We start from the raw sequence: 13,064 nt of genomic DNA, 5'->3' as shown, positions 1-13,064 counted from the left end.
ACTCACCCCGATCGAGTTTGAGACACTACACAAGGCCACTCAACCGGCCTGAACACCGCTAACCCCGCGAGTCAACCAAACCGGGGGCAGTCCCACGGAGAAAAAAAGATCGTCTGTGAAGGCACCTACGCTGTTGTCGACCACGTTGTGGGCGTCCTGAAGTCCGACACCTCCTACCCTTACATCAGCGGACCGATCCTCCTTCAATGGAGGACGGGCTCCTGGCATGGGGTTTCCATGTCCAACCATCCGTTCGACTGCGGGCGCGACCCGATCTGTGGAAACAACCCCGCCACCAACTGGAACAAATGCACGCTCGCCCCCGACGTACTCCGAGCCATCCTGGGCTGCATTACGGCATCGCCACCACGATAGACAAGTTCCCTACCCTGGGCATACGTCCTTGCGATTGCCAGTGAGATGCTGGATTGTCGGGGGATCGGGTGCCGTGCACGTTGCCCCGGAAATGAATCAACTCCACGCACCTACGCGGCTGTAGCAGAGTCTTTTTTGCAGGCAGGCCCGTACCAGCCACGGCTTCTGCCACTGAGCACGGCTCGGGTGGCCGCGAACGTATCTTCCACCCGATAGTCGAAGGTGCGTGTGCGCTTCCCGTCGAGCGAGGAGGATCTGGTGGGCGTGGGGCTTTGGGCTGACGTAGGGTGGCGATGGGGCGTGATTCGGTGGCTGCGAGGCGCGACGTCGGGGTGCCGGTGAGTAGGCAGGTGTCTGGCGCCGCTTCGGGCAATGAACTGACTGGCAGGCCGCAGGACGTGCGTGGCGGGGACCCGCGTGGCTGACGAGTGGTCGGGGCAGCGCGTCCACGTGGACCTGTCCGGCGCACAGGGGGTGATTGTTGGCGATCACAACGTGCAACACAACGTGTATCAGGGTTCGGCCCCGATTGCCCGGTCGGTGTACCTGCAGCAGGTACGTGCGATCGCTCCTGACAGCCTGAGGGATCGTGAGCGTGAGTTGGCGGATTTGTCGTCCTTCTGCACGGACTCGGGTGACGGAGCATACGCGTGGTGGAGGGCGGGCGCGTGGGCGGGAAAGTCGGCGCTGATGTCGTGGTTCGCCCTGCATCCGCCAGCGGGGGCGCGGGTGGTGTCGTTCTTCATCACCGCGCGTTTCCTCGGAAACAGTGACCGCAGGGCGTTCCTTGACACCGTGATCGAGCAGTTGGCGGACCTCCTGGGACGGCCACTTCCGGCACCGGTGACCCCGACGAACGCCGTGGCGCACTTTGCTGACCTACTGGATGCCGCCGCTGAGGAGTGCGCCGGACGCGGCGAGCGGCTGGTGCTGCTGGTGGATGGACTGGACGAGGATACCGGCGTGGTGGCCGGGGCGAACACCCACAGCGTCGCCGCAGTCCTTCCGAACCTCCTTCCGCACGGGTTGCGGGTGGTCGTGGCCAGCCGACCCAATCCGCCCATCCCGGCCGACGTGCCCGACGCGCACCCCCTACGCGCGCCGGGGATCCTGCGCACCCTCACGCGGTCCGCACACGCTCAGGTCGTGCGCCAGGATTCCGAACGCGAACTCCGACGCCTGCTTTACGGCACTGCGGGCGAGCGGGATCTAGTGGGCCTCGTGGCCGCGGCAGGTGGCGGACTCAGCGCAGAAGACCTGGCTGAGCTGACGGGCACACCCGCGTGGGATCTTGAGGAACAGCTCCGTGCCGTGTCAGGAAGAACGTTTACCCGCCAGACTGGCACCAGTCAGCATCCAGGTGCGACGAGCCCCTTCTACGTGCTGGCGCACGAGGAACTGCAGAGCACCGCGCTGAGCTATCTTCGCGGGGTGCGGCTCGACGCTTTCCGGGACCGACTGCATGCCTGGGCCGACAGCTACAGGGAACGGGGCTGGCCTGCGGAAACGCCAGAGTACCTACTGCGTGGCTACCACCGGCTCCTTGAGATCACCTCCGACAACGACCGCATCATCGCCTGTGGACTGGACGAAGCACGACACCGTCGGCTGTTGCATCTGGCGGGAGGGAATAGGGCGGTCGACGTCGAGATCGGCTACGCACTCGACCTGGTTGGCGCCGCCGACCCGGTCGACCTGGCGAGATTCTTTCTGTTGTCGGTGCGTCGACGCAGAAGGCCATCGGTCGCTATCACCTTGCCGACTAGTCTACCCGCCGTCTGGGCTGCCATCGGTCGTCCACAGGTCGCCGAGGAGCTTGCCTGGAGCATTACCAGTCCTTGGGAAAGGAAGGAGGCGCTGGTCGAAGTGATCGAGGCGCTGGTCGAAACAGGGGCGATCGACGACGCCCGCGCTCTCGCAGACACGATAGGAGTGCCTATCCACCGGGACCGTGCGTCGGAGCGCTCGGAAGTCCAGTCCCAACACTTCGTGCTCCGATCCGACACCTCAGCTCGTGCTCTAAATCGCCCGCACGTTCAGGTGGGCCTCCTAGCCCATCGGGCCGCCGCCGCCGCCGCGAGCGGCGGTCACGAACAGGCCGAAGCACTGGTTGCCGAAGCCGAAACGATGGCGGGCGGGATTCCGGAGCCCTATCAACGAGCGCATGCACTCATCAAGCTCCTGGGGGCAGCCAATGGGGCAGGACTCTATGGGCGGCTACCAGCCATCATTGACGGTGTGGAGGCGGTCAGCCAGACCATCTCTGAAGTCCATCTGCGTTCCCACATGTTGGCGAGTCTCGCGAAAGCGGTCGCACAGACCGGTGACGAGCTGCGTGGCGCAGAACTGGCAGCCACAATCGACAGCGTTGGCCTCAGGGCCCAGACGCTGGGGGAGCTGGCCGCGGCAGCTGAGGGAGCCGACGCGTTCGATGACGCCGAAGTCCGCATCCGCGCGACCACCCCCCCACACCGGGCGGGCACAGCGCTCGCGGTGCTGGTCAGAAGGATCGCCAGCGCAGGAGACTTCACCCGGGCCGAGGCACTCGCCCGCACCCTAGACGACCTCAACCGCCCGATGGCGTTGAGGCAGGTGTTCATGGCGCTCGTCGGTGCCGGCGAGCTTGGCCGCGCCGAGGAACTCCTCAACAGGATGGAGGACCGTTGGAAACCCCACGGTGAGACTGCGCTGGTGAAGGCGTACGTGGCTGCGGGTCGCCTGTCGGGGGCAGAGGACTTCGCTCGGGTGTCGCCGGGCCGTCGTTGGGTACGTTCGGGGAAGGTCGCGTGTGCCTTGGTGCAAGCAGGGCAACTCGATCGGGCCGAGGCATTGGCCCGGACCATTCCAGAGGACCAGGCGGACGGCGGCTGGACAGCCGACGGTGAGACTGCGCTGGTGAAGGCGTACGTGGCTGCGGGTCGCCTGGCGGCGGCGGAGGACTTCGCTCGGGTGTCGCCGGGCCGTCGTTGGGTACGTTCGGGGAAGGTCGTCTGTGTCCTGGTGGAAGCCGGGTACCTCGATCGGGCCGAGGTATTAGCCCAGACCATCCCTGAAGACTCGGAGTTCCGTCAGGACGCTTTCCAGGTTCTGGTCCTCGCGATGGCTCGTGCGGGCAGTTTCGATCGCGCCGAGGCGTTAACCCTAGCGTTTCCCAGCCAATGGCGAGGGCAGGTTCTCACGAGAATGGCCTGGATTGCCGTGCGTTCGGGCGACCTGGATCAGGCGACGACGTACGCCTTGCGAGCCGAAGCCGTCGCCCGTGAGCACGACGACAAGGGCACCGTGGTCTGGCGCGAATCCATCTGGCGAGAAAGGCTCATCAGGTGCCTAGTTGATGCTGGCGACTTCGGCCGGGCGAAGCTGCTGTTCAGTGCCCTCGACACTCCAGACGCGCAGTCGTTGTTCTGGGATCTCCTACGGCGACACGGCGATCCCGAGCACCCTGAGGTGCTCGCTCGCATGCTCGGCGATGGCGACGAATCGGCCTCTGTATTGCTCCAGGGCAGTGGGCGGGTGAGCGTGGCCAAGGTCGACCCGGACGCTGAGCGCAAAGCGACTGTGCTTGATCTGGTGGCGGCGGGTGACCTTGTGCGTGCCGACGCGGCTGCTCACGGCATCACGGATCCACGTGATCGACGAGACGCACTGAAAGCCATCTTGGTTGCGTTGGGCGAGCCGGGTGACGCTGGAGCGGGCCAGAGATGGATGCAAGACCGGGATGATGGTGCCGGCGGTGATGCCTACCTCGCGGGGTTGGCGTCGGCGTACCTCGACAAGGGCCTGAGATGGAAAGCGGAAGCCCTGGTGGAACGGATCAAGACACCCGTCTGGCGCTTGGAGGCACTTCTCGACGTGACCCGGTCTGCCGCATACCGCGGAAACAGGTTTCATGCTCGGCTGCTGGCAAGCCGATGCAAAGAACTGGCGGAGACCGGCTTCGGCTCTCAGCGCGTGAACGTCCGAACCGCTATCTGGATCATGACGTTTGCCAAGGACTTCGACTGGGCGGAGAACTTGGCGGAGAGCCTCCAGGATCCCGACCTTCGGGTAGCCGCGTTGGTCGAGCTGGCCGCGGATATGGCCAAAGCTGGGGACGGCCAAAGGGCGTCCAGCCTGGCTCGTCGAGTGGAGAGTCTGGTGTCCGAGTCCAGCGAACCCTACTACCTGCAAAGCTACTTGATCAAACTCTCGAGGTTCACGGACCTTGAGCATTCTCGATCCTTGCTCACCTCCGTGTTGCGGATGGATCCAGCGCCAGAAGACGTGTTGGACGTTGCAGCACGGATCGAGCCGGAGGCGTTGTCCGCTCTCGCCGATGACGCGATTCGATACGCCACCCAGTCAGCGTGAGGAACCTACCCAGCTGATCGGGGCGCGGGCACTCCGGCGACGCGCTGTTGACTGTTCTGGGAAGCCCGTAAAGCCTTCGGAACTAGTTATCGAGACTGTAACCTCGCTGAGTTCTGAAGCCGCATGCTCATCGACGATGGGCGGAGCACCTGAACCGGCCCAACCCCTCCACCACACCTAGCGCGACGCACTTTCGAGCTGGCTGGCCGCGCTGCCGACACCAGTCGATAGCGGCTAAATCTCGTTCAAGGGTGCGCCGGACAACGACCTATCGCACCTGGCAACTGTGTGAGGTTGGTTCGCCGGCCCCGACGTCGGGGTGGTCGTCTTCGACGTTTCAAAGGCATGGGACTTCGAACGGCATGCGCGGGCGGTCGAGGGCGCGGTGACTCAGGGGTCTGCGAGCCCTCGGGGAGGAGGCAGTTACTTTGCGGTCTTCGATCACCGGTGTCGCCTATCTGATCAATGTGCTGGCCAGGTCGTGGTAGCGGTCGGGGGAGGATGTGAGGTTGGAGGTGGTGGGCGTTGTCTGCTGTGGAAGTGGTTGTCGCTGCGTTGACTGCTGGGGTGTCGGCGGGGGTGAGCGACGCTGTCAAGGGTGAGATCGCCGGTGTGTGGCAGTCGTTGCGCACGGGGGTTGCGGGATATCTCGGCCGAGGGAAAGGCCAGCGAGTTCTGGAGGCGTTCGAGGCTGAGCCGGACCGGTGGCGCGCCGACCTAGAGCAACGTCTGGCTGAGGCGGAGTTCCATGATGCCGATTTGGTGGAAGCCGCCCGGCGAATTATGGCGGTGGTCGATCCGAAAGGCTCGGCCCTGGGGAAGTATCAGGTGCAGATCGTGGATGGGAAGGGTGTGCAGGTCGGCGACGGCAACACCCAGCACAACACCTTCTCCTGAAAAACTCGGAGAAACAACGGCCGTGCTCGACGCCAGTCGAGCACGGCCAGGGCGCGGTGACGCTTTGCGATTGCCGTCTCGCGGCGCTGTGCGCCGATGCGCTCCGTTGGTGCAGTGGGTGGTGGCCGTCCGGATGCCTAGTACGCGCAATCTTGCGGCTCTGTCGGGGCCGCTGATGTCCGGGTCCTCACGGCTGGGCAAAATGCCGGGACCCACCGCATCGACGTCCAGGTCGAGCCGCCCGCAGGCGACCCGGCCCTCGCTGACGCCCTCCAGTGGCAACGCGTCGGCCACGACATCGTCCTGGGTCTCTATCGTGGGCTGGAGTTGGTGGTGGGTTGGGGCTGCTTGGGTTGGACTGGCGGGCTCTTGTAGACGGTGAAGGCACCGAAGGCTAGGGCTAGTGAGACCAGCAACGCTGTGGCAGCCATGGCCAGCCGGCGGCGGTGGTAGCCGGCAGGGTAGTACCGCCCCCGCGGTGACAGCCACAGCCCGACGATAGGTCTGACGGCGGTGAGGGCGGCAGCGAAGCCAAGGAACGCGAGAATCCCGGTGATGATCCAACGCCAAGCCCCGGCCGCACTGAGACCCACGAACGCCAAGATCCCTATGACGTCGGCGACGACTGAAGAGTAGAAGAGGTAGCGGTCGGCGGCGTTCTCCTGTGACTGGCTCATCGGGCGCGCCGGAAGTGTTCAGCGGGGGAGTCCGAGAGAGGGAACGCCGACAGTCGTAGCTTGATGGTCTGCAAGCGCAGGTAGCTCCATCCTTCCCGATCGGCGACGTCGTTGACCGCCTCGTTGATCATCGAGGCGATGTGGTGGGCGAGCATAAGTGAATGGTCGAACGACGCGCGGCGACGCTGCCCCCATAGCTCCCTCAGTAGGACCAGTACGATCGACGCCGTCACCGCCAACGACGCCCAGGCGCCGACGGTTGCCAGTCCACGGCTGTCGAGAAGAAGCGGCAGGAAGTAAAGGGACGCGGCGAAGGACAACATGGCACCGGCGACGCCGGACCAGATGGCGAACGTCGTGTTCTGAGCGTGCCGGTGGCGGTCTTTGGCGGCAGCGAGGAGCCGTTCGGCGGCGTGCAGCGCCTCGTCGACGTCAGCGCCGGAACTCAAACGCCATTGCTGCTCTCGCTGCTGGTCGGTCCTGCGCGGCCCGTCGTCGGGTTGAGGTCTAGACATCGCACAGCTCCTCAAGCGTCTCTATGACGCAGCCGAGGGATGCCGAACACTGCTGCTGATCCAGGCTAATGGAAGCCTGCAATGGCCCACGGTTGGACTGGAACGTATAGCCGAATGGACCCGCAGTCATGGGAAGTACCCTGACCCGCAGGGTCTGGGTGCCTAGCTGGGTCAGCATTTCTCCAGCAACCTGGGAGAACTCGCTGCCCGAACCCAGGTTGTAATAGCTCTTGGCGGCGTCTGCTTCGGCCCAGTACAGATCCAGCTTGTTCACCAGAACCAGCAGCCATCATGGCCATGCCTCCTCGCCGGCCAACGAGCGCTTCTGCAGCAACCTGTCGCGCAGCTCTCTGAAGCACCATGATTCATGGGTCATGAACCATGAAAGCGCTGGTAGTCCTAGGTTTTCGCCATTCACCATGGCCGGTCGCGACGCCGCCTTCATTCCAACGCCAAGTAACCGTGTCTGGAGGCCGGGCGGGCGGAGAAGTCTGCAGATCCTCCGGCTTTCGTCTCATCGCGGCCTGCGGCCCGGCGGGTGCGCCCTCTTCTGTCACGCACAAAGGATGGCGCGCCCGCCGCGTTGATCATCTGGTCTGGCTCTCCCGTCCTTCGCGGGAGTGCGTGATCGGGAACCGAGGCGTCGCCTCCCCGGACGACGTGTGCCCGGTCATTGGCTGAACTCGGATACCGGTGAAGTTCAGGTCAGCGTGATCCTGTCCAGGTCGGGTGCCGGTGCGGTGGGGTTGGTGAAGCGGATGGTGTTGGCGCCCGCGGTGAGCGTGACGGTGATCGGTGACGAGGTGGCGGGGGTGTCCCAGCTGGTTCCGGTGAGGGTGACCTGTTGGCCGGGGCCGCCGTTGACGCTGATGGTGAATGTGCGGCTGCCGTTGACCAGGTAGGCGAGGCTCAGCTGACGGGTGCCGGCGGCCGGCATGGCGACGGTGAGGGTCAGGTCGTTGGCGGGTCCGTTGCCGAGGTAGCCGACTTTCGCTCCGCCGGAGCAGGCCGCGCAGGTCGGTGCGGTGGCTGTGCCGCCGCGGGTGCCGGCTTCGGCTTCGACGGTGACGGGGCCGGCACAGGTGAGTCGGGCGTCGGCCCAGTCGGCGTGGTCGTAGGCGATGCCGTCGCCGGCGTCGGTGACGACGAGTCGCAGGACGCTGCCGCCGCTGATGTCGGCGGTGAGGCGGGTGGCGGCCTGGGCGAACGTCCTGGTGCCGCTGTCGGCGACCTTGGTGGTGTCCTTCCAGATCTGGAACCCGACCGAGCCGGTGGAGGTCACCTCGTCGTCGACGCCCACGTCGGCTGTCACCGTCGTGCAGCCGGCGGGCACGTTGTACCGCACCTCGGACGCGGCGTGCACGCCCAGTCCCTTGGCGTAGGTCGCCCCGTTGATCGTCAGGGTGTGTCCATCTCCGGCGGCGGCCTCACCGACGCTGGTGTCCTTCTCGACGGGCCCCCACCCGTTGGTGCTGGAGACCGGTTGCAGGTCGCTGAGGTACACGGTGCCGCTGGGCGGGGTGGTGCCGGCGGGGGTCACCCGGTACATCACCGTGCCGTGCGCCGGGACGGACGCGCTGATGGTGCCCGTGGTCGTGGTGGTCGTCCTGGACCACAGGTCCTTGAGCGTGTAGGACGCCGAGCCGCCGATGCCCAGGGCGGTGGCGGTGGTGGTCACCGTGGCGGTGGCGCCAGTCTCGTTGGTGAGGGTGGCGGAGCGGGAGCCGTCGGCGAGCGGCTTGGACATGACGACGAGCCCGCCGGTGCTGGACACGACGGTGCCCTGCCGTCCGAGGGTGTCCTGGTTGACGGCGAGGACGTCGGGGTTGGTGAGGATGGCGATGGTGTCGGGGCTGGCGGCGGTCAGGTTGGTGCCGATGAGCAGGGGTGCGGCCATCTGGGCCCACAGGCTCATGTGGGTGCGGTACTCGGTGGCGGTCATGCCGCCGTTGCCGACCTCCAGCATGTCGGGGTCGTTCCACGCGCCGGGGCGGGCGTAACCGGACAGCGGCTGGTTGGCGTGGGCGATGCCGATCATGCTGGACCACGTGTCGCGGATGTCGGGTGTGGTGCGCCACGAGTTGGCGATCTCCGCCCGCCACGGGTCCATGGGCAGTTGGGGCTCGCGGTGGATGCTGTAGAGGACGGGCCGGCCGGTGTCGGCGAGGGCGTCGCGCATCAGGGTGAAGCCGGCCCTGGGGTCGACGCCGTCCTGGTCCGCGTCGCACCAGTCGTACTTGAGGTAGTCCACCCCCCAGCTGGCGAACGTCGCCGCGTCTAGGGCCTCGCGTCCTTTGCTGCCGAGCGTGCCGGGGTAGTTGTCCCAGATGTTGGCGCAGGTCCGGGTACCCGGGGTGGCGTAGATACCGAACTTCAGGCCTTTGGCGTGTACGTAGTCGGCGAGCGCTTTCATGCCGTCGGGGAAGCGGGTCGGGTCACCCCGCAGGCGGCCGTTGGCGTCACGGGTGGACGCCTGCCAACAGTCGTCGACATTGACGTACTTGTAGCCGGCCGCCGCCAGGCCGGTGGACACCAGGGCATCGGCCGCGCCCCGGATCTTGGCCTGGTCGATGGCGCAGCGGTAGGCGTTCCAGCTGTTCCAGCCCATCTGCGGGGTCAGCGCCAGACCGTTGTCGGAGGCGGTCGCCGAACTGCCGGTGACTGTGAGGGCGGTGGTGGTCAGGACGAACGCGGCGAGAACCGCCGCCAGGGATCTGCGCGTGAGGGGAGAGCGCATCGGGATGCTCCTTGAAGACTGCCCACCGCAGCGGGGTGGTGAGCTGAAAGGGGTGCCGGGTCCTGCGTTCGCCGCCGGACCGGCACCCCTGCGTATCGGTGCGGGCGGTCAGTTGGTCGGGGTGGGTGTCCAGCGTTGGCCGGCGGCACCGGTTCCGGTTTCCTGGGTGGCTCCGGCTCCGTCCGCGCTACCGGTGACGGTGAGGGCGAGGTTGCTGTGGGCGGCGGTGAGGGTCAAGCCGTTGCCGGTCGCGGTGACCGACCAGCGTTGGTTGGCTGTCCCGGTGCAGGTCCATTGGACGACTTTGGCTGCGGGGACGGTGGCTGCGGCGTCGACGTCGAGGCACAAGGAGCTGCGGACGTTGGTGATCGCGTAGGTGCCGTCGGCGTTGCGGGTGAATCTCCATTGCTGGTTGGGACCGCCGTGCAGGGCCCAGTGCACGGCCTGGGTTCCGGTGGCGGTGGAACTGGCCGGCATGTCGAGGGCTTTGCCGTGCCCGTCGGTGAGGGTGTACACGCCGTCGGCCAGCGGTGGCGTGGTGCCCGGAGCCCCGGCGGGGCTGAGGAGGTCGATCTCGGCGGCGGAGGCGTGCGCGTTGTCAGGCCCCCATTCCGACAGGACCCGCAGTTTCGCGTACCGGGCGGTCGTGGTCGGGAAGCGGATCTCCTTCTCGGTGCCGTCGTCGGCGAGGGTGCCGGTCGCGGCCACGGTGTAGGGGCCGGTGGCGGTGGTGGCGGTGGACAGTTCGTACTGCTTGACCCGTCCGTTGCGTCCGCCGTCCTGACGGGGCAGGTACCGCCAGCCGTTGACGGGTCCGGAGGCCCCGGTGTCGATGACGATCTCCGCCGGCAGGGTGGGGGTGGTGCCGGTGTAGGCGGTGTGCCAGAACGTGTAGGGGTTGTTGTCGAACGCGTTGGTCGCCGCGGCGTTGGTCTCGGCGGTCTCGGCGCTGGTCACCGACCGCAGGGTCCAGCCGGTCTGGGACCGGGCGGTGGGTGAGCCGGGCTCGGCGCCGCCGATGCGGTCGACGTTGTCGAGGAACGTCGCGAAGGTGGCGGCTTTCGGGCCGCCCCAGGTGCGGTCGGCCACGGCCTGCAGGGGTCGGCGGGCGAAGTAGTCGAGCCAGTCGACGGCCTTGGTCTGGGCGCGGTCGTTCCAGCGGGAGATCTTGAACCCGAGCACGTTGGGGTTGGTGCTGTAGGAGAAGTTGTAGACGTCGCGCGGGTCGGAGTAGCCGTACTGCCCGGGAGACGTGCCGAAACCAGGACTCACGTAGAAGGGTCCGTCGAGCGTGCCGACGGTCTTGTACCCGGCGTTGGCGTGCGCGAGGCTGAGCCACTCGTTGAGGATGATGTTCTTCGCGGGGGCGATGGAGGTCTGCTGGCCGCCGTAGTCCCACCACTCCCACAGCTGGGTCGTGCGCCCGAAGGACCGGACCTGGGTGTTGAGGGTGTTGACGTAGTCGCTGAACACGTCCCCCGGGTGCGCGAAACCCCTGCTGGAGGCGTAGGCGACCAGTTCCGGGCAGGCGGCTTTGGCCGCGTCGTTGGGGATCTCGTCCCCGCCGATGTGGAAGGTCGGGGTGTCGAACAGCGGGATCATCTCGTCGAGGAGCCGCTTGATGAAGTCCCGCGTCGTCGCCTTGGTGACGTCCATGGTCCAGCCGCCCTGGTCCGCGCCTTCCCAGGGCACCCCGACCGGCTTGGCCAGGGACGCGCACCCGAAGCCGAGATTGGTCGGGGCGTGGCCGCTGATCCAGGAGGCGTGGGCGGGCAGGTCCAGCTCGGGGACGACCGTGACCCCGTAGGTCTTCGCGTAGCTGACCAGGTCGCGGATCTGGGCCTGGGTGTAGGACTCGGGCGAGGCCAGGTTCGGGTAGGTCAGGCTCTGGACCCGGAAGCCGTTCCAGTCCGACAGGTGCAGGTGGAACGTGTTGAGCTTGTACCAGCTCATCCACCGGATCTGCTGCTTGAGATAGTCAACGGGGAAGAACTTCCGTCCCACGTCGAGCATCTGACCGCGCTGGGAGAACTGCGGCCAGTCCTTGGCGCTGCCCTGCGGAACGGCACGGCGGGCCGGGTCGGCGCGCAGCATCTGCAACAGCGTCCGGGTTCCCCACAGCACCCCGGCCGGCGTGCGGGCGGAGATGTCCAGGCCGGTGCCGGCGGTCAGCGCGTACCCCTCCTCGCCGAGGGTCGTGTCGGTGGAGCCGAGGCGCAGCACGATGTCATCGGCGTCGCCCGCGCCGGTCGCCACCGTGGGCCGCAGCCCGCCCTCGGCCTCCAGCTCACCGGCCAGCCGGCTCGCGGTCGCGCCCAGGACGGAGGCGTCGGCGACGGACGTGACGATCCGGGTCGAGGCGGCCTGCTGCCACGTGCCGGTGCCGCCGGTCCACTGCCGCAGACTCGGCACGACGACCGGCGCCGGGTTCGCCGCACCGGCCACCGACGGGGGTATCGCGACCAGGGCGGAGGCCATCGCGGCCACGACCAGAGCCGGGCGTACCCATGGTCGACGTTCTGTGAGTCTGTGCTCGTGCGGGGTGCCGGGGGCTCGCCCTGGCGGGGGCGACGCTGTCTCGGCGGGCGTCCAGCTCATCGGGGATCCTCCTGAGGGGGCAACTGCGTGTGACGCGGTGAGGCCGTCGACCCGTCAGGCGGGTCGACGGGGCACGGCCTGCGATCGGTGGTGCGTGTGGAGGCGCGGTCCGGGCCTGGTGGGTCGTGAACCGCGCCGAGGGGGTACAGGTTGATCTCGGAGGCAGAGGTCCACGGGTTGCCGTTGGCCTCCCGGGTTGCCTGGATCCGTACGTACCTTCCGGTGGTGGGGGTGAAGGTGACGGTCTTCAGCCCGGTGCCGGCGCGCCACGAGTACTGCGGCTGCGACAGCCGGTGAGGGGACACGCACGGCTACTCCAAACTGCTGCTTCACTGCGCCAGCGATCACCACGGCGCACTCGACGGTGAGGCGCTACGCGGTGCGGGGCCGCCCGAGTTCGCGTGTCCGGGCGGAGCATGGCTGAGGGGGCCACGCCAGCGGTGTCCCTGTCCGTCGGGAGAGCGACTCCCGACCCACCGCCGAAACGAGCAATCTATACCGGTCATTGAAAGACGGTTGATAGAAGTTGTCAAGACAAGCAGGTTAACGAGCAGCATTTTGCAGGAACTCGCGGAACGGCTGCGCGTTCTTGCGGCTCTAGCCGCGCTCCAGGGCGGAGCGACCAGGCTCGGCGGTTGGGTGGGCCACGGGCCGACCTCGACCACCCCGCCGACGCCGGTGTATCCGCCCCGCCCCTTCCTCGGCGTCGCCCTCGCGGTGCGGGCCCGGCGGCAGCCGGGGCAGCCACGCAACTGGTGGCTGCCGGCAGCCGTGGCCGTGTCCCTGGCCGGCCAGCTCGCAGCCCTCTGGCTGGCACCGGTGAGAGCCCTGCTGGGCACCGAGTCCCTCACCGGGTACCAGGTGTCGTGCTGCGCCCTCGCCGCCAGCGTCCCCGGGGTGGCGCTCGCCGGCTAC

Annotated in this window: 8 protein-coding genes; 3 read left to right on the top strand and 5 right to left on the bottom strand. The window is 67.2% G+C overall.

Features of this window, described 5'->3' with window-relative positions:
- Nucleotides 1-792 precede the first annotated feature (792 nt).
- A complete protein-coding gene (locus AB0M43_RS39135; protein WP_363732901.1) occupies nt 793-4,725 on the top strand; it encodes a hypothetical protein in 3,933 nt (1,310 codons plus the stop codon).
- Nucleotides 4,726-5,250: 525 nt separating this feature from the next.
- On the top strand, nt 5,251-5,622 hold the full coding sequence (locus AB0M43_RS39130) for a hypothetical protein (protein ID WP_363732898.1): 372 nt from the start codon (nt 5,251-5,253) through the stop codon (nt 5,620-5,622).
- Between the two features lie 311 nt (nt 5,623-5,933).
- On the opposite strand, the gene AB0M43_RS39125 is transcribed toward AB0M43_RS39130, so the two are convergent.
- The 5 genes from AB0M43_RS39125 to AB0M43_RS39105 form a co-directional block, all read right to left on the bottom strand.
- Complete coding sequence (locus AB0M43_RS39125) at nt 5,934-6,299, bottom strand: hypothetical protein (protein WP_363732895.1); 366 nt, start codon at nt 6,297-6,299, stop codon at nt 5,934-5,936.
- The gene (locus tag AB0M43_RS39120; protein WP_363732892.1) at nt 6,296-6,814 is read right to left on the bottom strand and encodes a hypothetical protein; all 519 of its coding nucleotides are present in this window, start codon (nt 6,812-6,814) and stop codon (nt 6,296-6,298) included. Before AB0M43_RS39120 ends, AB0M43_RS39125 begins: the two co-directional genes overlap by 4 nt.
- Nucleotides 6,807-7,088 carry a hypothetical protein gene (locus AB0M43_RS39115; protein ID WP_363732891.1) on the bottom strand — a complete coding sequence of 94 codons (282 nt, stop codon included), beginning with the start codon at nt 7,086-7,088 and terminating at the stop codon, nt 6,807-6,809. The genes AB0M43_RS39120 and AB0M43_RS39115 overlap by 8 nt, the downstream gene beginning before the upstream one ends.
- A gap of 426 nt (nt 7,089-7,514) precedes the next feature.
- Nucleotides 7,515-9,551 (bottom strand): NPCBM/NEW2 domain-containing protein, encoded by a 2,037-nt coding sequence (locus tag AB0M43_RS39110; protein WP_363732889.1) that lies wholly within the window; start codon nt 9,549-9,551, stop codon nt 7,515-7,517.
- Between the two features lie 108 nt (nt 9,552-9,659).
- Nucleotides 9,660-12,029, bottom strand: coding sequence for a family 20 glycosylhydrolase (locus AB0M43_RS39105; protein WP_363732887.1), 2,370 nt, complete (start codon nt 12,027-12,029; stop codon nt 9,660-9,662).
- Between the two features lie 678 nt (nt 12,030-12,707).
- On the opposite strand from AB0M43_RS39105, the gene AB0M43_RS39100 reads away from it, so the two are divergent.
- Nucleotides 12,708-13,064, top strand: a 357-nt coding sequence (locus tag AB0M43_RS39100; protein ID WP_363732885.1) for a cation transporting ATPase C-terminal domain-containing protein, incomplete at its 3' end; no start/stop codon positions are given.

This window comes from Longispora sp. NPDC051575 (assembly GCF_040681875.1).
Classification (GTDB): Bacteria; Actinomycetota; Actinomycetes; order Mycobacteriales; family Micromonosporaceae; genus Longispora.
Note: the sequence above shows the minus strand (reverse complement) of the source record. Positions and strands in the feature narration are given on the sequence as shown.

Excerpts from the sequence above, each read along its gene's own strand:
- AB0M43_RS39110 (WP_363732889.1), bottom strand. The coding sequence starts at position 9,551 with ATGCGCTCTCCCCTCACGCGCAGATCCCTGGCGGCGGTTCTCGCCGCG.
- AB0M43_RS39105 (WP_363732887.1), bottom strand. The coding sequence starts at position 12,029 with ATGGCCTCCGCCCTGGTCGCGATACCCCCGTCGGTGGCCGGTGCGGCG.
- AB0M43_RS39120 (WP_363732892.1), bottom strand. The coding sequence starts at position 6,814 with ATGTCTAGACCTCAACCCGACGACGGGCCGCGCAGGACCGACCAGCAG.
- AB0M43_RS39125 (WP_363732895.1), bottom strand. The coding sequence starts at position 6,299 with ATGAGCCAGTCACAGGAGAACGCCGCCGACCGCTACCTCTTCTACTCT.